Annotated in this window: 20 protein-coding genes and 1 tRNA gene; 10 read left to right on the top strand and 11 right to left on the bottom strand. The window is 71.4% G+C overall.

The window, feature by feature from the left end; translation table 11 throughout:
* Nucleotides 1–52: 52 nt before the first annotated feature.
* Nucleotides 53–550: a transcription elongation factor GreA gene (gene greA, locus TR46_RS21015; protein WP_042403549.1), complete on the top strand. Its 498-nt coding sequence runs from the start codon at nt 53–55 to the stop codon at nt 548–550.
* Nucleotides 551–654: 104 nt separating this feature from the next.
* Here greA and TR46_RS21010 read toward each other — a convergent pair whose 3' ends face one another.
* The 3 genes from TR46_RS21010 to ilvA all read right to left on the bottom strand — a co-directional run bounded on the left by TR46_RS21010 (nt 655) and on the right by ilvA (nt 3,928).
* Nucleotides 655–1,524 (bottom strand): ABC transporter permease, encoded by an 870-nt coding sequence (locus TR46_RS21010; RefSeq protein WP_042403547.1) that lies wholly within the window; start codon nt 1,522–1,524, stop codon nt 655–657.
* The gene (locus tag TR46_RS21005) at nt 1,524–2,597 is read right to left on the bottom strand and encodes a daunorubicin resistance protein DrrA family ABC transporter ATP-binding protein (RefSeq protein ID WP_042403545.1); all 1,074 of its coding nucleotides are present in this window, start codon (nt 2,595–2,597) and stop codon (nt 1,524–1,526) included. The genes TR46_RS21010 and TR46_RS21005 overlap by 1 nt, the downstream gene beginning before the upstream one ends.
* Before the next feature lie 113 nt (nt 2,598–2,710).
* On the bottom strand, nt 2,711–3,928 hold the full coding sequence (gene ilvA / locus TR46_RS21000; protein ID WP_042403543.1) for a threonine ammonia-lyase: 1,218 nt from the start codon (nt 3,926–3,928) through the stop codon (nt 2,711–2,713).
* A gap of 155 nt (nt 3,929–4,083) precedes the next feature.
* Here ilvA and TR46_RS20995 point away from each other — a divergent pair, with 155 nt between their 5' ends.
* A complete protein-coding gene (locus tag TR46_RS20995; protein ID WP_042403541.1) occupies nt 4,084–4,551 on the top strand; it encodes a MarR family winged helix-turn-helix transcriptional regulator in 468 nt (155 codons plus the stop codon).
* 75 nt (nt 4,552–4,626) lie between these two features.
* Here TR46_RS20995 and TR46_RS20990 read toward each other — a convergent pair whose 3' ends face one another.
* Entirely contained in the window at nt 4,627–5,790 is a 1,164-nt protein-coding gene (locus TR46_RS20990) for a cystathionine gamma-synthase (RefSeq protein ID WP_042403539.1), read from the bottom strand.
* A gap of 142 nt (nt 5,791–5,932) precedes the next feature.
* Between TR46_RS20990 and TR46_RS20985 the strand changes: the two genes are divergently transcribed.
* Complete coding sequence (locus tag TR46_RS20985; RefSeq protein WP_042403537.1) at nt 5,933–7,423, top strand: M48 family metallopeptidase; 1,491 nt, start codon at nt 5,933–5,935, stop codon at nt 7,421–7,423.
* Between the two features lie 16 nt (nt 7,424–7,439).
* Here the strand turns inward: TR46_RS20985 and TR46_RS20980 are convergent, their stop codons facing one another.
* The 4 genes from TR46_RS20980 to TR46_RS20965 all read right to left on the bottom strand — a co-directional run bounded on the left by TR46_RS20980 (nt 7,440) and on the right by TR46_RS20965 (nt 11,170).
* Nucleotides 7,440–8,615: an MFS transporter gene (locus tag TR46_RS20980; protein WP_042403535.1), complete on the bottom strand. Its 1,176-nt coding sequence runs from the start codon at nt 8,613–8,615 to the stop codon at nt 7,440–7,442.
* An 83-nt stretch (nt 8,616–8,698) separates the two neighbouring features.
* Nucleotides 8,699–9,256, bottom strand: a complete 558-nt coding sequence (locus TR46_RS20975) for an FHA domain-containing protein (RefSeq protein ID WP_042403533.1) — start codon at nt 9,254–9,256, stop codon at nt 8,699–8,701.
* Between the two features lie 68 nt (nt 9,257–9,324).
* Nucleotides 9,325–10,563 (bottom strand): L,D-transpeptidase, encoded by a 1,239-nt coding sequence (locus TR46_RS20970; RefSeq protein WP_042403531.1) that lies wholly within the window; start codon nt 10,561–10,563, stop codon nt 9,325–9,327.
* A 277-nt stretch (nt 10,564–10,840) separates the two neighbouring features.
* Complete coding sequence (locus TR46_RS20965) at nt 10,841–11,170, bottom strand: hypothetical protein (RefSeq protein WP_042403529.1); 330 nt, start codon at nt 11,168–11,170, stop codon at nt 10,841–10,843.
* Between the two features lie 72 nt (nt 11,171–11,242).
* Between TR46_RS20965 and TR46_RS20960 the strand changes: the two genes are divergently transcribed.
* A complete protein-coding gene (locus tag TR46_RS20960) occupies nt 11,243–11,512 on the top strand; it encodes an LPXTG cell wall anchor domain-containing protein (protein WP_042403528.1) in 270 nt (89 codons plus the stop codon).
* Between the two features lie 465 nt (nt 11,513–11,977).
* Here TR46_RS20960 and TR46_RS20955 read toward each other — a convergent pair whose 3' ends face one another.
* Nucleotides 11,978–13,414, bottom strand: coding sequence for a cystathionine beta-synthase (locus TR46_RS20955; RefSeq protein ID WP_042403527.1), 1,437 nt, complete (start codon nt 13,412–13,414; stop codon nt 11,978–11,980).
* 120 nt (nt 13,415–13,534) lie between these two features.
* On the opposite strand from TR46_RS20955, the gene TR46_RS20950 reads away from it, so the two are divergent.
* The 3 genes from TR46_RS20950 (at nt 13,535) to TR46_RS20940 (ending at nt 17,106) form a co-directional block, all read left to right on the top strand.
* Nucleotides 13,535–14,614, top strand: a complete 1,080-nt coding sequence (locus tag TR46_RS20950) for an SGNH/GDSL hydrolase family protein (protein ID WP_052432972.1) — start codon at nt 13,535–13,537, stop codon at nt 14,612–14,614.
* Between the two features lie 45 nt (nt 14,615–14,659).
* A complete protein-coding gene (locus tag TR46_RS20945) occupies nt 14,660–15,883 on the top strand; it encodes an acetyl-CoA C-acetyltransferase (protein ID WP_042403523.1) in 1,224 nt (407 codons plus the stop codon).
* 389 nt (nt 15,884–16,272) lie between these two features.
* Nucleotides 16,273–17,106, top strand: a complete 834-nt coding sequence (locus TR46_RS20940; protein WP_052432971.1) for a hypothetical protein — start codon at nt 16,273–16,275, stop codon at nt 17,104–17,106.
* Here TR46_RS20940 and TR46_RS20935 read toward each other — a convergent pair.
* Entirely contained in the window at nt 17,070–17,411 is a 342-nt protein-coding gene (locus TR46_RS20935) for a hypothetical protein (protein ID WP_042403520.1), read from the bottom strand. The genes TR46_RS20940 and TR46_RS20935 overlap by 37 nt on opposite strands.
* A gap of 111 nt (nt 17,412–17,522) precedes the next feature.
* Here TR46_RS20935 and TR46_RS20930 point away from each other — a divergent pair, with 111 nt between their 5' ends.
* Nucleotides 17,523–17,747 (top strand): DUF4287 domain-containing protein, encoded by a 225-nt coding sequence (locus TR46_RS20930; RefSeq protein ID WP_439654376.1) that lies wholly within the window; start codon nt 17,523–17,525, stop codon nt 17,745–17,747.
* A gap of 12 nt (nt 17,748–17,759) precedes the next feature.
* Here TR46_RS20930 and TR46_RS20925 read toward each other — a convergent pair.
* Nucleotides 17,760–17,841, bottom strand: a tRNA-Leu gene (locus tag TR46_RS20925).
* A gap of 281 nt (nt 17,842–18,122) precedes the next feature.
* Here TR46_RS20925 and TR46_RS20920 point away from each other — a divergent pair.
* Together TR46_RS20920 and TR46_RS20915 are read left to right on the top strand one after the other, a co-directional pair.
* Nucleotides 18,123–18,878 (top strand): ABC transporter ATP-binding protein, encoded by a 756-nt coding sequence (locus tag TR46_RS20920; protein ID WP_042403516.1) that lies wholly within the window; start codon nt 18,123–18,125, stop codon nt 18,876–18,878.
* A 17-nt stretch (nt 18,879–18,895) separates the two neighbouring features.
* Nucleotides 18,896–21,448, top strand: a complete 2,553-nt coding sequence (locus TR46_RS20915) for an ABC transporter permease (RefSeq protein WP_042403514.1) — start codon at nt 18,896–18,898, stop codon at nt 21,446–21,448.
* Nucleotides 21,449–21,599 lie beyond the last annotated feature (151 nt).

Genomic DNA, 21,599 nt, shown 5'->3' with positions numbered 1-21,599 from the left:
TCCAAGCCCCACCACCCATAGCCCAGCACACATGTACCTACGAGGAGCACCCGTGACCCAGACCAGCGAGAACGTGACCTGGCTCACCCAGGATGCGTACGACCAGCTGCGTGCCGAGCTGGAGCACCTGTCGGGTCCTGCACGCGCCGAGATCACCCAGAAGATCGAAGCGGCCCGCGAGGAGGGCGATCTCAAGGAGAACGCCGGCTACCACGCCGCCCGCGAGGAGCAGGGCAAGATGGAGCTGCGGATCCGCCAGCTCAACCAGCTCCTGGAGCGCGCCCAGGTGGGCGAGGCCCCCGCCGACAACGGCGTGGTCGGCCCGGGCATGGTCGTCGTCATCGCCTGGGACGGCGACGAGGACGACACCACCACCTTCCTGCTCGGCTCGCGCGAGGCGTCCTCCGTCGATCTGGAGACGTACTCCCCGCAGTCCCCGCTGGGCCGCGCGATCGACGGACGCAAGGTCGGCGAGACCGCCACCTACGAGCTGCCCAACGGCCGCAAGACCAGCGTCAAGGTCCTCTCCGCCAAGCCGTACCAGGGCTGACGCCCCCGGCTGCGGCGGACCGCGGCACCACCGCGACGGCGGCCGTGCGCATCCAGCGCCGGCCGCCGTCGTGTTGCCCGGGGGATCCCCCAGGGCCCGTCTGTCTAGCCGACGGCTGAGCGGTACTTGCGTACCGAGAGCCACGAGAACAGCAGCGTGATCAGCAGTGACCAGCCGACCGACACCCACACCGCGTGCACCATCGGCCAGACCGTGGCCTGCGGCGCGGGCGGCGGCAGCAGGTTGCCGAAGAGCTGGCGGGCCGCCTGGACCGAGGCGCTGAACGGGTTCCAGTAGGCCACCGGCTGCAGCCAGCCGGGCATGCTGCTGACCGGCACGAACGCGTTGGAGACGAAGGTCAGCGGGAACAGCCAGACCAGCCCGGCCGAGGTGGCCGCCTCGGGGCTGCGCACCGAGAGCCCGATCAGCGCGCCGATCCAGGAGAAGGCGTAGCCGAGCAGCAGCAGCAGCGCGAAGCCGCCCAGCGCCTTCAGCACCCCGTCGTGGATCCGCCAGCCGATGATGAAGGCGACCAGCCCCAGCACCACCAGGGTCAGCGCGCTCTGCACCAGGTCGGCGATGGTCCGGCCGACCAGCACCGCCGAGCGGGCCATCGGCAGCGAGCGGAACCGGTCGACCAGGCCCTTGGTCATGTCCTCGGCGATGCCGGCCGACGCGCCGGCCACCGCGAAGGTCACCGTCTGCGCGAAGATCCCGGCCATCAGGTACTGCTTGTAGGTGTCGGCGTTGCTGGGCGCGCCCGGGATGGCGATCGCCCCGCCCATCACATAGGTGAACAGCAGCACGAACATGACCGGCTGGAGCATCCCGAACACGACGATCTCGGGGATCCGGGTCATCCGGCGCAGATTGCGTTTGGCGACGACCCAGGAGTCGCGCAGGGCCTGCACGGCGCCGCCGCGCTGGACCGGCGTGGCGCTGCCGATGGCGCCGGCCGTGGTGACGGCTGACATCAGGAGTCCTTCCCTTCGCTGCTGCTGCTCCCGGCCGCGACGGTCCGCGCGGCGTCGCCGTCACCGGTCCCGCCGGCGGCGTCCGCGGCTGCTTCCAGTGCTTCCACGTCCGCTGCCTCCACGTCCTCGTCACCGAAGGTCGCGTGCCCGGTGAGCGAGAGGAAGACGTCGTCCAGGGTGGGGCGGCGCAGGCCGATGTCCTGGATCACGATGGTCCGCGCGTCCAGCTCCCTGATCACGTCCGCGAGGACGCTGGCGCCGCCGCTGACCGGGACGGTGATCCTGCGGGTGTGCCGCTCCACGGCGGGCTCGCCCTTGGCGTAGGGGGCCAGCGCCTCCACGGCCTGGCCGAGGTGCGCCGGGTCCTCGACGACGATCTCGATGCGCTCGCCGCCGATCTCCGCCTTGAGCTCGTCGGCGGTGCCCCTGGCGATCACCTTGCCGTGGTCGACCACGGCGATGTCGTGCGCGAGGCGGTCCGCCTCCTCCAGGTACTGGGTGGTGAGCAGCAGCGTGGTGCCCTCGCCCACCAGCCGCTCGATGACCTCCCACAGCGCCATCCGGTTGCGCGGGTCCAGGCCGGTGGTGGGCTCGTCCAGGAACATCACCGGGGGCCGGACGACCAGGGCCGCGGCGAGGTCCAGCCGGCGGCGCATACCGCCGGAGTAGGTCTTGGCTATGCGGTTGGCGGCCTCGGAGAGGTTGAACCAGTCCAGCAGCTCCAGCGCCCTGGCCCTGGAGTCCCTGGGGCTCATCTGGTAGAGCTCACCGACCATCTGCAGGTTCTCACGGCCCGTCAGGTACTCGTCCACGGCGGCGTACTGGCCGGAGAGGCCGATCAGCCCGCGCACCTCGTTGGGCTGCTTCAGCACGTCGAGACCGGCCACCACCGCGCGGCCGGAGTCCGGCCGCAGCAGCGTGGTCAGCACCCGCACCATCGTGGTCTTGCCCGCCCCGTTGGGGCCCAGCAGCCCCAGCACGGTGCCCTCCGGGACCTCCAGGCTGACCCCGTCCAGGGCATGCACCTCCCCGAATGTCTTCACCAGGTCCTCTGCCTCAATGGCCGCCGCCATCGCTCACTCCCTCGTCAGCCGCACCTTGTGCCGGGTCGTGCCTCTTCCGGGTCGTGCCCGATGACCAGCCTCGCCGGGATCCGGGGGGTGCGCGACCCGGCATCCGTCTGGCGTCAGCTCTGCCGCAGGATCGGGTAGCCCGACCGCTGCAGCTCCGACACTACGGTCTCGCAGTGCTCGGGGCCCTTGGTTTCCAGATGAAGGTCGACTTCGGCCTCGCCGAGGTCCAGCTTGGGGTCGGTGCGGACATGGGCGATGTCCACGACGTTGGCGTCCACCCGGGACAGCGCGGCCAGCAGGGCGGCCAGCGCGCCGGGCCGGTCGGTGATCCGCAGCCGCAGCGAGAGGTAGCGGCCCGCGGCGACCATGCCGTGCCGCAGGACCCGCTGCAGCAGCAGCGGGTCGACATTGCCGCCGGAGAGCACGGCCACCACCGGTCCCTCCAGCTCGCTGGGGTGCTCCAGCAGGGCGGCCACGGTACTGGCGCCGGCCGGCTCGACCACCAGCTTGCAGCGCTCCAGGCAGATCAACTGGGCGCGGGCCAGCGCGTCCTCGGTGACCGTCAGCACGCCGTCCGCCAGCCGCTGGACGATCTCGAAGGGGATGTCCCCCGGACGGCCCACCTGGATGCCGTCCGCCATGGTGGAGAAGCCCTCCAGGCTGACCGGGTGTCCGGCCGCCAGCGAAGGCGGGTACGCGGCCGCGCCGGCGGCCTGCACGCCCACCACCCGCACATCCGGGCGCAGCTGCTTGACCGCGGTGGCGATCCCGGCGAGCAGCCCGCCGCCGCCCACGCCGACCAGGACGGTGCGGACCTCGGGGCACTGCTCCAGGATCTCCAGGCCGACGGTGCCCTGGCCGGCCACCACGTCCTGGTGGTCGAACGGGTGGATCACCACGGCGCCGCTCTGCTCGGCGTACTCCAGCGCGGCGGCGAGGGTCTCGTCGAAGTTCTCCCCGTACAGCCGTACCTCGGCGCCGTAGTCGCGGGTCGCGGCGACCTTCGGCAGCGGGGCGCCGACCGGCATGAACACGGTCGAGTGCACTCCCAGCGTGGTCGCGGCCAGCGCCACGCCCTGGGCGTGATTGCCGGCGCTGGCGGCCACCACCCCGGCGGCCCGCTCCACCGGGCTGAGCCCGGCGATCCTGACGTAGGCGCCGCGCAGCTTGAACGAGCCGGTGCGCTGCAGGTTCTCGCACTTCAGGTGCACCGGCGCGGCGACCAGTCCGGAGAGATGACGACTGCCCTCCATCGGGGTGACCCGGGCCACCCCCGCCAGCATCTTGTGGGCGCCGCGGATGTCGTCGATCGTGACGGGCCAGGAGTTCATGGGCTTCAGCGTAGGGCCTCGCACCGTTACGCTCTGGAGGGCTCTCTGAGCAGCTCAGTGGAACGACAGATCGTGACGGCGATGACTCCAATCATTCGGGGGGCGACCCCCCGCAGCTCCACGCAACGGCAGCCCGCGGGCGTGAGGCAGCAGGCATGAACAAGGAAGCCTCGGCAGCAGCCGACGACGTGCTCTACGACCGGCTCCAGTACCAGGTCGCGATCTTCGCGCGCCGGGTCGAACAGGTGCGCATGGGCGGGGTGGGCGACCAGCGCAACTCCATGGACCGGGCCGCGTTCCTGCTGCTCAACCGGCTGGACTGGACCGGGGCGGTCGGCGTGAAGGCGCTGGCCCAGGCCATGGGGATCGACTCGTCCACGGTGACCAGGCAGGTCGCCCCGCTGGTCGACTGCGGCCTGGTGGAGCGGGTGCCGAACCCGGACGACGGCCGCGCGGTCCTCCTGGAGCTGTCCCCACTCGGCCGGGAGCGGCTCCAGGAGGTCCGCGAGTCACGCCAGTTGATGATGCATCAGCTCTTGGACGGCTGGTCCGAGGGGGAGCGTGAGCAGTTCTGCGAGCTGCTCACGCGCTTCAACACCTCGATGCAGACCTTCAAGCCCTGACCGCCTCAGCCGGGACCGCCTCAGCCCCGGCTTCCACGGTCCCGGCCGCCTCAGCCCCGACCGCCCCGGTCCTGGCTACTTCAGCGCCTCCGCCAGGTCCACCAGCAGGTCGTTGACCGACTCGATGCCCACCGACAGCCGGACCAGGTCGGCCGGCACCTCCAGCGCGGAGCCGGCCGCCGAGGCGTGCGTCATCCGTCCGGGGTGCTCGATCAGGGACTCCACGCCCCCGAGCGACTCCCCCAGGGTGAACAGCCGGGCCCGGTTGCAGACCTCGACCGCGGCCTCCTCGCCGTCCTTGTGACGGAACGACACCATGCCGCCGAACGCCTTCATCTGCTTCACCGCGACCTCGTGGCCGGGGTGCCCGGGCAGACCCGGGTAGAGCACCTGCGCCACCTTGGGGTGCCCCGTCAGGAAGTCGGCGACCCGCGCGGCGTTCTCGCTGTGCCGGTCCATCCGGACACCCAGCGTCTTGATGCCGCGCATCACCAGCCAGGCGTCGAAGGGCCCGGCGACGGCGCCCATCGCGTTCTGGTGGTACGCCAGCTCCTCGCCCAGCGCGGTGTCGTCGGTCACCAGCGCGCCGCCGACGACGTCCGAGTGGCCGCCCATGTACTTGGTGGTGGAGTAGACGACCACGTCGGCGCCCAGCGCCAGCGGCTGCTGGAGGTAGGGGCTGGCGAAGGTGTTGTCGACGACCAGGAGCGCGCCGGCCTCGTGGGCGATGTGCGCGACCGCGGCCACGTCGGTGATGCCCAGCAGCGGGTTGCTCGGCGTCTCCACCCACACCGCCTTGGTGTTGGGCCGCAGGGCCGCCCGTACCGCCTCGGGGTGGTGGGTGTCGGCGACCGACCACTCCACGCCCCAGCGCGACAGCACCTTGGCGAACAGCCGGAAGGTGCCGCCGTAGGCGTCGTTGGGGATGACGATGTGGTCACCGGGCTTGGTGACCGTCCGCAGCAGGCAGTCCTCGGCGGCCAGCCCCGACGCGAAGGCGAGGCCGCGGCGGCCGCCGTCCAGCGCGGCGAGGTTGGTTTCGAGGGCGGTACGGGTCGGATTGGCGGAGCGGCTGTACTCGTAGCCGCCGCGCAGCCCGCCGACGCCGTCCTGCTTGTAGGTCGAGACCTGGTAGATGGGGGTAACCACGGCCCCGGTCTGCGGATCGGCCTCCTGCCCGGCATGGATGGCCAGGGTCTCGAAGGCGTGGTTGTGCTCGTGAGGGTGCGAGGTGCTCATGGGATCCGAGGGTAGTCCGAATCAGCGCCTTTCTTGGAGCACAGCCGCGGCAGGCACGGCAGCCGGTACGATCCGGTCCTCGTCGCACTGATGTGCTGTGGCACAGAAGTGCAGAAACCGGCCCGAGGAGGACCGTTCTTCCATGCGTACGTCCGTGCGCGCCGTCCAGGCGCTCACCCTCCTGGCCGGCTTCTACGTGATCGCGCTGGGCTTCCTCGCCGCGCTGGTCCTGATGGACGTCGAGATCCTCACCCACCTCGGCTCCGACGGCGGCACCGGCGCGCTGAAGCTGGTGCTGCTCAGCGTGCTGGTCGCGATCCCGCTGATCCGCGGGGTGTTCCTGGTGCGCCGTCCCAAGGACGAGCCGCCGCCCGGGGTCACCGTCACCGAGGAACGGCAGCCCGAGCTGTGGGCCCGGGTGCGCGGCCTGGCCGAGCAGGTCGGCACCCGGGCCCCGGACGAGATCCGGCTGATACCGGCGGTCAACGCCGCGGTCAGCGAGAACCCCAGGTTCCTGGGGCTGGTCCCCGGGCACCGCCGGATGCTGATCGGCATCCCGCTGCTGATCGGCCTGACCGAGCCGCAGCTGGACGCGGTGCTGGCGCACGAGCTCGGCCACTACAGCAACAAGGACACCCGGCTCGCCGGGATCACCGTGCGCGGACGGCAGAGCCTGATCACCGTGGTCCAGCACGCCAGGTCCAGCGGCCGCGCCATCACCGCGAACCTGTTCGCCGGCTACGCCAAGCTCTACATCCGGGTCTCCGAGTCCGTAGGCCGCCGCCAGGAGCTCAGCGCCGACCTGGCCGCCGCCCGGATCGCCGGCCGCGACCACGCCGCCGACGCGCTGCGCCAACTCCCGATGCTGGACGCGGCCTACGACTTCTACCTGGACCGCTACGCGTCCGTCGGCTGGGACGCCGGGCTGCTGCCGCTGCCAGAGGAGTTCTACGGCGGCTTCCGCTCGCTGCTGGCCGCCGAGGGCCGCCAGGAGGAGCTGGACAAGCTGCGCCGCGAGCCCCCGGCCCAGGAGACCACGCCCTACGACTCGCACCCGCCGATCAGCGAGCGCGTCGCCGCGCTGGAGGCCCTGCCGCCGGACGGACGCACCGTCACCGGCCTGGAGCGGCCCGCGCTGGCCGTACTGCGCGAGCACGACCTGCTGCTCTCGGCGGTGGCCGCCGCCGCGCTCTCCCCCGAGGCGGCCGGCAAGCGCCCGGTCCCCTGGGACGAACTGGCCCGCACCGCCGGCCGCACCGCCCTGGTCAAGGACTGCACCGTGATGGCGAACGCGGCCCAGACCGCCCTCGGCCGGCCGCTGACCGGACTGGACGACCTGCTCGGCGCGATCGACGCCGGCTGGCTCGACACCATCGCCGCCCGACTCCCGCGGACCGACCCCGCCACCGACCCCCGCACCGCCGCCCGGCAGGCCCTCCGCCCCCACCTGCTGCTCGCCCTGGTCGACGCGGGCCGCGCCCGCTTCACCCAGTCCTGGGACCAGGTCCTCCACCTCGACTACGCCGGCCCCGCCGGCCCGGAAACCGTCCAGTCCGCCCTGGAGGCCCTCACCGCCACCCCGCCGAACACCGCCCCGACCCGTGCCCTCCTCCACCCGGGCCCGGCCGCCTGACGGACGTTCACCTGGTTCACCTGGCCGTGCGGGCGGCGACGGCCATGACGACGACCGAGGCCAGGACGATGACGGCGCCGACGTAGAGGGGGGCGGTGTAGCCGAAGCCCGCGGTGATGGCCAGGCCGCCGAGCCAGGCGCCGAGGGCGTTGCCGACGTTGGACGCGGAGACATTGGCGCTGGCGGCCAGGGCCGCGCCGCCGGCGAAGTCGGTGACGCGGGTGATCAGGCCGGGCACGCCGGCGAAGCCGAAGAGTCCCATCAGGAAGACCAGGACGACCGACGCGCTGTCGCTGCCGGCGAGTCTGCCGAACAGGGCCAGCGTGATGGCCAGGCCGGTCAGGGCGAGGACCAGGGTGCGGTCGCGGTCGCGGTCCGCCGCCCGTCCGCCGACCAGGTTGCCGACCACCAGGCCGACCCCGTACACCATCAGCAGCCAGGCGACGTCCGCCGGGGAGAAGCCGCCGACCTCGGTGAAGGTGTAGGCGATGTAGCTGAACGCGCCGAACATCCCGCCGTAGCTGAGCGCGGTGGCCACCAGGGTCAGCCAGACCTGCCAGGAGCGGAACGCCTGGAACTGGGCCCTCAGGCCGGTGGGGGGTGCCGGCTCCGCAGCGCCCGACGCCCGCCCGGGCCCTGCCTCCCCGGCCCGGGCGGGGACGAGGGCGACGATCCCGGCCAGGGCCAGCACGCCGATCGCGGTGACCGCCCAGAAGGCCGCCCGCCAGCCCCACCGCTCACCGACCAGCGCGCCGAACGGCACGCCCAGGACGTTCGCGACCGTCAGCCCGGCGAACATCACGGCCACCGCGCGGGACTTCCGCTCCGGCGCGACCAGGCTGCGGGCGACCAGCGAACCGATCCCGAAGAACGAACCGTGGCACAACGCCGCCACGATCCGCCCGAGCATCATCACCGGGTAGCTCGGCGCGACCGCAGACAACAGGTTGCCGACGACGAACAGCACCACCAGGCCGACCAGGGTCCCCTTGCGCGGCAGCCGCGCCGTCGCCGCGGTCAGCGCGATCGCCCCGATCGCGACACTCAACGCGTACCCGGAGATAAGCCGGCCCGCAGCCGCCTCGGACACCGTGAAACTGGCCGCCACCTGCGGCAGCAGTCCGGCGATCAGGAACTCGGTCAGCCCTATGCCGAAACCGCCCAGCGCCAGCGCGATCAGTCCAACCGGCATCTCTCGCTACTCCGATCGCACGCGGACGAGCACGGTCCGCGACTCTACCGCTGCCCCTCGCTCGTCGGACAGGCCCGAGGCCGTCAGGCGCTCTTGGCACGGCCCTGGATGCGGAAGACCGTGTGGCCGAAGGCGACCCGGTCGCCCGGGCGGACCACGACCTGGCCGATGATGCGGCAGCCGTTCACCAGGGTGCCGTTGGTGGAGGCGAGGTCGCGCAGCATCCATTCGTCGCCGACCAGGCGCAGCTCCGCGTGGCTGCGTGAGACCGAGTCATGGGTGAGCCTGAGCTCCGATCCGGGCAGCCGGCCGATCCGCAGCACCGGGGTCTCCGGGCCCGGGAGCACCAGCGGCTGCAGCCGGGGCGTCTGCCAGGCGCCGCGCAGCCGTACGCCGAAGCGGGAGACCGCCGCGACGGTGCGCAGCGACATCCGGGTGAGCCGGCCCTGGTCCGGCAGGTCCGCGATGAGCTCGTCCAGGTCGGCGCGGCGCTGGGCGGTGAGGGCCAGCTCGATCCTGCGGATGAAGGTGTCGGGCGACAACCGTCCCTGCACCGAGTGCTCACGGAGCAGTCGGATCGCCCGGTCGCGTTCCGCGTCCGAGATCCGCGCCACCTCGGTCAGGGACTCGGGGGTCGTCATGGTTGTGATTGTCGGGCCTGGCCCCGGCTCCGTCCATACCGGTCCGGGTGCCCCGGTGTGCGGGACCGTCAGACCGCGCTGCCGGCCTTCCAGGTGGCCCAGTCCATGTTCCAGCCGTTCAGCCCGTTGGCCGGATCGACGGTCCGGTCGCCGGAGTTCACCACCTCGACCACGTCCCCGGTGATGGAGCTGTTGTAGAACTTCGCCGCCGGGGTGCCGGAGTCGCCGGCCCCCTTGGTGTCGTGCATGGCGACGCAGCCGTGGCTGGTGTTCTCGTTGCCGAAGACCGAGGTGCCGGCCCAGTAGTTGCCGTGGATGAAGGTGCCGGAGGTGGTCAGCCGCTGGGCGTGCGGGACGTCCTTGATGTCGTACTCGCCGCCGAGGCCGACCGTGGTGGAGTCCATCCGGGTCTGCAGGAACTTCTCCGCGATGACCATCTTCCCGGCCCAGGTGGTGTGCGCGGTGCTGCCGCCGGTGATCGGGTACGTCTGGGTGACCTCGCCGTCCCGGGTGACCGTCAGCTTCTTGGCGGCGAGGTCGGCGACGCTGGTCTGGCTGCGGCCGACGGTGAAGCTTATGGACTTGGACTGGGTGCCGTAGACGCCGTCGGCGCCCTCGACGTCCTTGAGCGCCAGGGTGAGGGTGACCTTGGTACCGGCCGCCCAGTAGGTCTCGGGCCGGAAGTCCAGCCGGGTGCTGCTGAACCAGTGGCCGACGATCTCCACCGCGGGCGACGCGGTGACGGTGATCCCCTTCTGGACTGCGGCCCGGTTGCTGACGGCCTTGTCGAAGTTGATCGAGACCGGCATGCCCACGCCCACGGTGGTGCCGTCGTCGGGAGTGAACGTGCCGACGAACGTCGCCGCCGGGGCGCCGGTCCTGAAGGCGACGCTCTTGGTGGTCTGCACCTGGTCGGAGTCGGTCCCCACCGCCGCCAGGGTGTAGCCGGTGCCCGAGCTGAGCTTGCCGGAGGAGGTCCAGCTCAGCTTGTCGGCGGCCAGGGCGCCGGCCACCTGCTTGCCGTCCGAACCGGTGAGGGTGACCGAGCTGAGGGTGCCGTTGCTGACCGTCACCTTCACCGGCTGGGTGAAGACCGCGGTCTTCGCGCCGTTGGCCGGGACGGTGGTGATGGCGGCCTTGGACACCGCAGCGGCCTTGCCGCCGTCGCCGCTGCCGCTGCCCTTGCCCGAGCTGCTGCCGGAGGAGCTGCATCCGGTGACCAGGGCCACCGGGGTCGCTATCAGCCCCGCCACGATCGTCCGCCTGGCCCAGGGGCCGCCCTTGCCTGACGTCGTCGTGTCGTCCACTGCTGCTCCTTCGTGTCGGCGGGGTACCGGTCGGCGCTGTCCCAGGAGTTCACCCGAGCTGTCTGACAGTCCTATGAACATAGACCGAAACCATGCTTACAACCCAATCATGAGCAAACACGGACAGCTCAGACATACCCGTCTGTGAGCGGGCACAGCCAAGGGCGGCCCCGGAACCCCGGAGCCGCCCGCCTGCACCTCGCCCACCGCCAAGTGGGTTGTCGCTCCGCCGCTCCGACGCTCCGTTACGACGACCCGCCGTCACTCCGACACGCCGTCACTCCGCGTCGTAGAAGTCCCAGTCCTCGTTCTCGGGGTCGTACTCGACCGGCTGGGACTCCCAGGTGGCCTCGGCCAGCTCCACACCCGGCACGTTCTCCAGCATCGCCACCGGGTCGACGAAGTGCGCGATCGCCCCGGCCGGGTCGATCTCGATGGCCGCGACCGCCTCGGCCCGCTCCTCGTCCTCCAGCTGCTCGTCCGCCCGCACCTGCTCCAGCGCGGCGACCTGGAGCGCCTTCTCGTCCGCGATCTCCACGATCAGTTCGATCTGCAGCCGGACATAGCGGCGATCGCTGTTCTCAAGCCCACTGGTGTCACTAGTCATGGGCTGAGGCTATCCAACCCGGCCCCCACTCATTAGCATCGTCCGGACCACGACACTCCGCTGGGAGCGACATTGACCACCCGCCGCCCGCTCACGATCACGGCCGTCGCCGCCGGAATCGGCACCGCCGCCGCGCTGGCCCTCGGTCCGATGGCCTCCGCGGCCACCACCCAGGCGAGCACGCGCGACGTGCAGAAGGCCGCCGCGCACAACGGCACCACCGGCAGCACCGACCAGCTGGCCGACACCGGGGTGGACACCACCCCGTACGCCCTGGGCGGCGCCGGGTTCCTGGTCGCCGGGGTCGGCATGATCTTCGTGAGCCGCCGCTTCGCGGGCTGAGCCCCCGCCCGCCGCTCCGAGCCGGTACCCGCGCACCGGCCGGCCCGACACGGCCGCAGCCAGGGGCACGGGTGCACGGGCACGCGTGCACGGCATGGGTGCCCGGACACGGCATGGGTGCCCGGACACAGGCAGACACACCAGTAGGGCCGGTCCGTGAGGACCGGCCCTACTGTCTCCGCTGAGTCCCCCACCCGGGAACGCGGAGCCTGGTGCCGCGGGGACCGCCGCACCCTGCCGGTCGGTCGGGACCGACAGGGGCGGGACGACGGCGTTCCCCGCGGGCGGGGACGCGGCCGGCCGGGTCAGGGCCGTCCGACGCGTCCTGAGGTGACCGCGGTCCGGGAGCCGCTCCGGACTTTCGCTGCCACCACGCTCGGCTTCTTGCCGTGGTGACAACAATGCCCGGCGGTTGTTAAGCGCGTGCTGCCGGAACGTGTCGTAGGTGTACCGGTTGAAGGCGTTTCAGTGAACGCCTGCACCCGTCCCGTGCGCCCCACCGATCGCCCCGCCGTGCGCGCTCAGGAAGGCCAGCAGGTCCTGCCGGCTGACGATTCCCTGCGGCTTTCCGTCCACCAGGACGACCGCGGCGTCGGCTTTCTCCAGCACGCCCATCAGTCGGGTCACCGACTCGCCGGAGCCGACGACCGGGAGCGGGGCCGACATATGAGGGCCGATCAGGTCGCCGAGCTCGAAGCGCTTGGCAAACAGACCGTCAAGAAGGTCGCGCTCCACCACCGAGCCGATCACCTCGCCGGCCATCACATCCGGATGCCCGGCCCCCGGGGAGACCACCGGCATCTGCGAGACGCCGTATTCCCGCAGGATGTGCACGGCCTCACCGACCGACTCGTTCGGGTGAATGTGCACGAACTGGGGAATCCCCTCGTGCTCCAGACCGTCCTTCCTGGCGAGGACGTCGCCGGCCACCGCCTCCGGACCGCCCTCGTCCAGGAAGCCGTAGTCCTGCATCCAGTCGTCGTTGAAGATCTTCGAGAGGTAGCCGCGGCCGGAGTCGGGCAGCAGTACCACCACCACGTCGTCCGGGCCCAGCCGTTCGGCCACCCGGAGCGCCGCCACGACCGCCATCCCGCAGGAGCCGCCGACCAGCAGGCCCTCCTCCTTGGCGAGGCGGCGGGTCATCTGGAAGGAGTCCTTGTCGGAGACCGGGACGATCTCGTCCGCGACCGTGCGGTCGTAGGCCGTCGGCCAGAAGTCCTCGCCCACGCCCTCGACCAGGTAGGGGCGGCCGGAGCCGCCCGAGTAGACCGAGCCCTCCGGGTCGGCGCCGATGACCTGCACCGCGCCGTCCGAGACGTCCTTGAGGTAGCGGCCGGTGCCGGAGATGGTCCCGCCGGTTCCCACGCCCGCCACGAAGTGGGTGATCCGGCCGCCGGTCTGCTCCCAGAGCTCCGGTCCGGTGGAGTGGTAGTGGCTGGCCGGGTTCTCCGGATTGGAGTACTGGTCGGGCTTCCACGCGCCGGGGGTCTCCCGGACCAGGCGGTCGCTGACGTTGTAGTAGGAGTCCGGGTGCTCGGGCGCGACCGCGGTCGGGCAGACCACGACATCCGCGCCGTAGGCCCGCAGCACATTGATCTTGTCGGTGGAGACCTTGTCCGGGCAGACGAAGATGCAGCGGTAGCCCTTCTGCTGGGCCACGATGGCCAGTCCGACCCCGGTGTTACCGGAGGTCGGCTCGACGATCGTGCCGCCGGGCTTGAGCGCGCCGGACTTCTCCGCCGCCTCGATCATCCGCATCGCGATGCGGTCCTTCACCGACCCGCCCGGGTTGAAGTACTCGACCTTGGCGAGCACCGTCGCACTGATGCCCTCCGCGACCTTGTTCAGCCGGACCAGGGGGGTGTTGCCGACCAGGTCGATGATCGACTCGTGGTACCGCACGGGATCTCCTCCGCGGTTTGAGCAAATGTTCCGGACGCACGGTTTGTCGTCCTGTTGGGATCAGACTAGTGGGGCAGACTGCCAAGATAAGGACAGGCAGAGAGAGCTTGGGGGTCGCTCATGTCGAGAGCGAGGGTGGCACGGCGGATCGCCGCCGCTGCGGCCTACGGAGGCGGCGGGATCGGGCTGGTCGGGGTGGGGTTCGCCGGGATCCTGCTGACCGAGGCGAAGCTCGCCGAGCACACGCTGAACACCCTGCAGGGCGACCCCCCGCACGCCGATGGCGTCTACGGACGCGCCTTCGCCGCCGACGCCGATGCCGAACCGCTGGTCCTCGCGGTGCTCGGCGACTCCACCGCGGCCGGCTTCGGGGTGACCCGCGGCCGGGACACGCCCGGCGCCCTGCTCGCGGGCGGCATCGCCTCCATGGCCGAGCGGCCGGTCCGGCTGTCCGTCGCCGCGGCCAACGGCGCCACCTCGAAGGACCTGGAGCGACAGGTCGACCTCGCGCTGCAGACCGTCCCCGACGTCGTCCTGATCATGATCGGCGCCAATGACGTCACCCAGCGGGTGAAACTGACCGCCTCGGTGCGGATGCTCGGCACCGCCATCCGCCGACTGCGCTCCGCCGGGGCCGAGGTCGTCGTCGGCACCTGTCCGGACCTCGGCACCATCGAGCCGGTGCGGCCCCCGCTGCGCTGGCTGGCCCGGCGCGCCAGCCGTCAGCTCGCCGCCGCCCAGACCATCGCCGTGGTCGAGTCGGACGCCCGCAGCGTGTCCCTCGGCGACCTGCTCGGCGCCGAGTTCAGCGGCCGTCCGGAGATGTTCGCCTCGGACCGCTACCACCCCTCGGCCCAGGGCTACGCCACCGCGGCGATGGCCATGCTGCCTTCGCTCTGCGCCGCGCTGGACATCTGGCCCGAGGGCACCGCCGAGGAGCGCCCCGACGCCTTCCGCGGCGAGGGCGTGCTGCCGGTGGCCCAGGCCGCCGCCGAAGCGGCCGGACGCGGCGGCACCGAGGTGGCCGGCGCGGCCGTGCTGGGCGCGGAGTCCGGCCCGCGGGGCCGCTGGGCACTGCTCAAGCACCGCCGCCGGCGGCACCTGCCGGACGGTCCCCCGGAGGGCGTCGCAGAGCCCTCGGCGGATGACGCAAGGTCAGGTAATTCACACTCCGTCGGCGCTGACGCCGGATCTACCTGAGGGTAACTTGTCCCCGAGCGCCGCCCTCCCACCCTTGGAGTCCCCATGCCCGAAGCCGTCATCGTCAGCACCGCCCGCTCGCCGATCGGCCGGGCGTTCAAGGGCTCGCTGAAGGACGTCCGCCCGGACGACCTGACCGCGACGATCATCCAGGCCGCACTGGCCAAGATCCCCGAGCTGGACCCGCGCGACATCGACGACCTGATGCTGGGCTGCGGCCTGCCCGGCGGCGAGCAGGGCTACAACCTGGGCCGCGTGGTCGCCGTGCAGATGGGCATGGACCACCTGCCCGGCTGCACCGTCACCCGTTACTGCTCCTCCTCGCTGCAGACCAGCCGGATGGCACTGCACGCGATCAGGGCCGGCGAGGGCGACGTCTTCATCTCGGCCGGCGTCGAGATGGTCTCCCGCAGCATCAAGGGCTCCTCGGACGGCCTGCCGGACACCAAGAACCCGCTGTTCGCCGACGCCGAGGCGCGCACCGTCGCCACCGCCTCGGCGACCGGCGCCCCGGTGTGGGAGGACCCCCGGCAGAGCGGCCTGGTGCCGGACGTCTACATCGCCATGGGCCAGACCGCGGAGAACCTGGCCGGGCTCAAGGGCATCAGCCGCCGGGAGCAGGACGAGTTCGGCGTGCGTTCGCAGAACCTCGCCGAGAAGGCCATCGCGGACGGCTTCTGGGAGCGCGAGATCACCCCGGTGACCACCCCGGACGGCACCGTGGTCAGCAAGGACGACGGCCCGCGGGCCGGGGTCACCCTGGACGCGGTCTCCGGCCTCAAGCCGGTGTTCCGTCCGGACGGAACCGTCAACGCGGGCAACTGCTGCCCGCTGAACGACGGCGCGGCCGCGCTGGTGATCATGTCCGACACCAAGGCCCGCGACCTCGGGCTGACCCCGCTGGCCCGGATCGTCTCCACCGGCGTCTCCGGCCTCTCCCCCGAGATCATGGGCTACGGCCCGGTCGAGGCGTCCAAGCAGGCGCTGAAGCGGGCCGGGATGGCCATCGGCGACATCGACCTGGTCGAGATCAACGAGGCCTTCGCCGCCCAGGTCATCCCCTCCTACCAGGACCTGGGCGTCGACCTGGACCGGCTCAACGTCAACGGCGGCGCCATCGCCGTCGGCCACCCCTTCGGGATGACCGGCGCGCGTATCACCGGCACGCTGATCAATTCGCTCCAGTGGCACGACAAGCAGTTCGGCCTGGAGACGATGTGCGTGGGCGGCGGCCAGGGCATGGCCATGGTCATCGAGCGGCTGAGCTGAGGCGCCGCGAAGGTTGGGGTCGCCCGAGGAACGAGGGCGGCACCCGGCCGCAGCGGCGCCGATGCGAAGTCGCCTTTGGACACGGAGCGGCTGAGCTGAGACCTCCAGGCTCCTCATCGATTTCTCAGAATGACCCGTTTGGCCCCACATCAGCTGGGTAAGGGCCAGGTCACGCTACGGCGCGGCCTGGTCCATTTTCTTTGTCCGAAACCCGGGGATTGTCGACGGAACGTATTCAGCCGATTGCTCTGCGTGCAATTTTCGCACCGGATCAATTCGGTTGATGTCGGACGTCACAAATGAAAAGGACATTACGCACTGCCGTAATCCGCTGCGGTGGGGCACTGTGGGGTTGACCGCCAGTTCAACCCTTCACTAGGGGTGCTTCCGTGAACATCCTCGCCTTTGTCCTCACCGCCCTGCTGGTCTTCACCGCAGCCACCGCAACCGCATGCCTCGTCGCACTGCGCAGGCTCGCCCGGCGCTTCGACTCGGCCGTACGCGAATCCGTCGCCGTCGCGCTCGCCGACGACCGGGAGCGGGAGATGGCGGAGGCGCGCTCGTTCTGGGCCGAGCAGGAGGCGCGGATGGCCGAGGACTCCCTCGGGGTCGGCGAGCCGCTGTTCGACAGCGAGAGCGTGGTCCTGCTCCCGGCACCGCGCGGCTACGTGGACGACCAGGGCGAGATGGACCCGGAGTTCGCCGACGCCCTGCGCTCCGCGCTGGAGGAGATGATCTCCGAGACCAGCAGCGGCTCCGCCGGCCACCCGGCGGCGCCGGTCGCACCGGCCGGGGACCGTCCCGACCGCCCGGCGCACCCCTCGATGCCGGGATCGTTGAACAAGCACACCGTTCCGCAGCCGACGCCCAGCCCCGAGTGGACCGACCTGCGGCTGGACGAGCTGGTCGCGGTCGGCATCACGCTGCGCGATGTGCGCCCCGGCCCGATGGGCACCCTGGACGTCTACATCTTCGAGGACGAGACCACGCTGTGCATCGCCCCCGGCGACCCGGTCGCGGGGGCCCGGCTCCGGGCGGCCGTGGACGCGGGCGCCCCGGTCCGGCTGCTCGGCAACTCCCGCCTCCCCGGCGGCCACGCGCTCACCTTCGCCCTGGGCACCGCGGAGGCCGCCGATGGCGCCGACACCGCCGGCGCGATCGGGGACGAGCACGACGGCGAGACCGTCTACATCCTCGCCGACCGGGTCGTGGCCAGCCTGTAGCCCTGCTCCACCGCGGCCAGCGCCTCCGCCAGCACCGCCTCCGCCTCCTCGCGGTCGGCGCCGCGCAGGGCCTCGGCCAGATCGTGGGCGGCCAGGGCGATCTGGTCGCCGACCGCGAAGATCCCCGCGTCCGGGATCTCCGGCCGGGCCGGACCCTCGGCCGCCACCGCCTCCTCCTGCCTGGCCAGCAGCCGGGCCAGCCTCAGCCCCTCCGGAGCCAGCTGGGTGAGCCTGCCCTGCGGCATCGAGCGGAAACGGTCCGCCAGACGGTCAGCCGCGAAGAGGAGTGGGGTCGGATCGGACATGCCGTCAGCGTATCGCCCGGCGACTGTTGCCAAGGGGACTGCCCTCGGGCAGAGTCGAAGAGTCGGCCTCACCACACATCGGCCCACTTCCGGAGGCGCCCAGTGTCCCTCATGTACTCCACGGAAACCCACCAGAACCTGCTGAGCCGCATTCCCGCCGTCACCGGCCGCCCGCTCGGCGACTGGCTCAAGGCGGTCGACGAAGGCCCCAGCCTCACCCGCTGCGAGGAGAAGATCGCCTGGCTCAGCCGCGAGTACGGCATCTCCTACGGCTACGCCAAAGCCCTGGTGCACGAGCACGGCCTGCGCCGCGCCGCCGCGCGCATGTCAATGTAACGAGGCGACGGGTGCCCGGAGCCGGATTTGAACCGGCACGGCCTGGCGGCCAGCGAGGTTTAAGCTCGCCGTGTCTGCGTTCCACCATCCGGGCCCGTCCGCACTCTGAGCCTAGCCGCAGCAGACCCCTCAGATGTGCACACCTGTGGGGAAGTTGTCTTATTTCACCGTTACTTGACGCATCGTCGGCGCAGAACGACCGCCCTCGGACCGGTGCTGACCCCCTCAGGGATGCTGTCATCCCTGCGGAGGAGAGCCAGGGACATCCCCTACACCGGCAGGCAGTACCCGCAACCGTCCGGGCGGGCGACTACACGGCGTGACCGGCCGGAGAGGATGGGATCACACCCCATCCTCTCTGACTGGAGTAGTCCTGTGACCACTACCCTGCTCACTGCCGCGGCCCGCGCCGTCGGCCTCAGCAAGGTCTACGGCGAGGGGGACACCCGCGTCACCGCCCTGGACCAGGTCTCCGTCGAGTTCGTGCAGGGTCAGTTCACCGCCATCATGGGCCCGTCAGGCTCCGGCAAGTCGACGCTGATGCACTGCATGGCCGGACTGGACTCGGTCACCTCGGGCTCCGCCACCATCGGCGACACCGAACTCGGCGGCCTCAAGGACAAGCAGCTGACCAAGCTGCGCCGGGACCAGATCGGCTTCGTCTTCCAGGCCTTCAACCTGCTGCCCACACTCACCGCGCTGGAGAACATCACCCTGCCGATGGACATAGCCGGGCGCAAGCCCGACCAGGCCTGGCTGGACCAGGTGGTGGCCACCGTCGGCCTGTCCGACCGGCTCGGCCACCGCCCCTCCCAGCTGTCCGGCGGCCAGCAGCAGCGGGTGGCCTGCGCCCGCGCCCTGGCGTCCCGGCCGGCCATCATCTTCGCCGACGAGCCCACCGGCAACCTGGACTCCCGCTCCGGCGCGGAGATCCTCGGCTTCCTGCGCAACTCGGTGCGCGAGCTCGGCCAGACCGTGGTGATGGTCACCCACGACCCGGTCGCCGCCTCCTACGCGGACCGGGTGGTCTTCCTCGCCGACGGCAGGATCGTCGACGAGATGTACGGCCCCACCGCCGACAGCGTCCTGGACCGCATGCGTCGTTTCGACGCCAAGGGCCGCACCAGCTGAAGGGGGGTCACACCGCTATGTACCGCACCGCACTGCGCAACGTACTGGCCCACAAGGGCCGGCTGCTGATGACCATGCTGGCCGTGCTGCTGGGCACCGCCTTCGTGGCCGGCACCATGGTCTTCTCCGACTCGGTCGGCCAGGCCTTCAAGAACAGCCAGTCCGCCAGCTTCGACAACATCTCGGTCCAGGTCCACAACTCCGCGGCCGGGAGCGAGACCAAGGCCTCGGACAACAACAGCTCCGCGCTGCCGCTCACCGACGCCACCGTCAAGAGGATCGCCGCACTGCCGGGGACGCAGTCCGCTCGCGGCACGGTCACCGGCTTCGCCGGCCTGTCCGACCCGCAGGGCAACCTGATCGGCGGGCGCGGCAACACCCAGGGCTCCAACTGGGTGGCCGGCCCCGACGGCCGGGACAGCAGCTACCCGATGGTGCAGGGCGCCGGTCCGACCGACTCCCACCAGATCGCCGTCGACCAGCGGACCGCCCAGAAGAACGGCTTCAAGGTCGGCGACACGGTCCGGCTGGCCGTGGACGGCCCGGTCGAGCAGATGACCGTCACCGGGATCTTCACCACGGTCGACCCGCAGGTGAAGGCCGGCGGCTCGCTGGTGCTGTTCGACACCGCCACCGCGCAGCACTTCTACCTCAAGCCCGGCCAGTTCACCACCATCCAGGCGGTCGCCAGGCCCGGCACCAGCCAGCAGCAACTGCTGGACCAGGTCCTGCCGGTGATCCCGCACAGCGGGAACATCACCGCCAAGACCGGGGTGCAGCTCAGCGCCGACTCGCTGGCCCAGGTGGAAGCGGCCACCTCGGGGATGCGCACCGCGCTGCTGGCCTTCGCCGGGATCGCGCTGTTCGTCGGGATCTTCCTGATCTCCAACACCTTCACCATGCTGATCGCCCAGCGCACCCGCGAGCTGGCGCTGATGCGCGCCATCGGGGCGAGCCGCCGTCAGATCACCAACTCGGTGCTGCTGGAGGCCCTGTTCGTGGGCGTCTTCGCCTCACTGGGCGGGCTGCTGGCCGGGATCGGCATCGGTGCGGGGCTCAAGGCGCTGTTCGGCTCGGGCGGCGACCTGCCCTCCGGCGGACTGGTGCTCTCCGCGACCACCGTCGTCGCCACCCTCGTCACCGGCGTCGTGGTCACCGTGGTGGCCGCGCTGCTGCCCAGTATCCGGGCCTCCCGGGTGGCCCCGGTCGCGGCGATGCGCAGCAACGACCAGCCGGCCACCCAGAAGTCGCTGGTGGTCCGCAACTCCATCGGCGCCGCCTTCTTCGGCACCGGTCTGGCCGCCGTGCTCTACGGCGCGCACCTGGGCGGCTCGGACGGACGGCTGCCGGTCGGCGCCGGCGCCGGGCTGATCCTGATCGGCGCGTTCGTGCTCACCCCGCTGCTGTCCCGGCCGCTGATCGCCCTGGTCGGCCCGCTCTTCGCCCGGCTCTACGGGGTCTCCGGGAAGCTGGCCAAGCAGAACGCGCTGCGCAACCCGCGCCGCACCGCGGCCACCGCCTCGGCGCTGACCATCGGGCTGACCCTGATCAGCGCGCTGACGGTGATCGGCGCCTCGGTCACCGACGCGGTCACCAAGGAGGTCACCTCCGGGATGACGGCGGACTACGCGATCAGCATGACGCTGGGCGACCCGATCTCGCCGACCCTGCTGCCCGGCATCAAGGGCACCGCGGGCGTCACCGCCGCCAGCGTCCTGGACGCCCAGTACGTCAAGGCCGACGGCAGGGAGCTGTCGGTGAGCGGCTTCGACGCCGCCTCCTTCAGCCAGTTGGCCGCGCCGGCCATGGTCGGCGGATCGGCCGACGCGATCCGCCAGGGCGCGCTGCTGGTCTCCGAGGACACCGCGGCCTCGCACCACTGGACCGTCGGCGGCAGCACCCGGTTCACCTATCCCGACGGCAGCACCGGCACGGTGCGGATCGGCGGGATCTACAAGAAGAACGACCTGTTCGGACCGGTGATGATGGGCGAGTCGGTACTCGCGCCGCACACCACCGCGCCCTATTACCAGACGGTGCTGGTCAAGGGCGCCGGCGGGGCGACCCCGGCGCTGGAGCAGGCACTGAAGGACTCCACCGGCCGCAACCCGCTGGTCGACGTGCAGTCGCAGAAGCAGATGGTGAAGGACTTCAGCTCGCAGATCAGCCTGCTGCTCAATGTGATGTACGGGCTGCTGGGCATGGCCGTGCTGATCGCGGTCCTGGGGGTGGTCAACACCCTGGCGATGTCGGTCTTCGAGCGCAAGCGCGAGATCGGGATGCTGCGGGCGATCGGCCTGGAGCGCCGCGGGGTCAAGCGGATGGTCCGGCTGGAGTCGGTGGTGATCGCGGCCTTCGGCGCGGTGCTGGGGGTGGCCATCGGCGGCTTCCTGGCCTGGGCGGCGGTGCAGCTGCTGAAGTCCTCGCTGGCCGGTCTGACCACCTCGTTCCCGGTGGGGCAGCTGGCGGCCTATGTGCTGGCGGCGGCCCTGGTGGGGCTGGGCGCGGCGCTGTGGCCGGCCCGCAGGGCGGCGCGGCTGGACATCCTGGACTCCATCAAGACCGACTGACGGCCCGTCCCGGGATGCAACCGAGCCAGTTGCAGACCCATAGGGGCGCGGGGAACTGCGCGACCAGCCAGGCAGAACGCTGCAGTCGAGCTCCGTCAGAAAGTCCCGGCCCCGGACGCGCCAGTGCCCCGGTCCTCTCCGTTGCGGAGGG

The organism is Streptacidiphilus carbonis (assembly GCF_000787775.1).
Lineage (GTDB): Bacteria > Actinomycetota > Actinomycetes > Streptomycetales > Streptomycetaceae > Streptacidiphilus > Streptacidiphilus carbonis.
This window is presented reverse-complemented; position numbering and strand designations above follow the sequence as displayed.